The organism is Corallococcus exercitus (assembly GCF_003611585.1).
Taxonomy (GTDB): domain Bacteria; phylum Myxococcota; class Myxococcia; order Myxococcales; family Myxococcaceae; genus Corallococcus; species Corallococcus exercitus.
On sequence record NZ_RAVW01000939.1, the window covers coordinates 1 to 394 of the forward strand.

Genomic DNA, 394 nt, shown 5'->3' on the forward strand with positions numbered 1-394 from the left:
GCGCTGGCATTAACGCAGTTTGGTGGCACGAAATACACGGCGCGAATTGCTAAAGTTGGCTTCTTCGCCGGTATCCTGTTACCTGCATTTATTTTGATCGCATTAGCGGCTATTTATCTGCACTCCGGTGCCCCCGTTGCTATCGAAATGGATGCGAAGACCTTCTTCCCTGACTTCTCTAAAGTGGGCACCCTGGTTGTATTTGTTGCCTTCATTTTGAGTTATATGGGCGTTGAAGCTTCCGCAACCCACGTCAATGAAATGAGCAATCCAGGGCGCGACTATCCACTGGCTATGTTACTGCTGATGGTGGCGGCAATCTGCTTAAGCTCTGTTGGCGGTTTGTCTATTGCGATGGTCATTCCGGGTAATGAAATCAACCTCTCCGCAGGTG

Annotated in this window: 1 pseudogene; it reads left to right on the plus strand. The window is 49.7% G+C overall.

The features are described 5' to 3' along the window. Positions 1-394: pseudogene (gadC, locus tag D7W79_RS42975) on the plus strand (acid resistance gamma-aminobutyrate antiporter GadC); the annotation flags it as partial.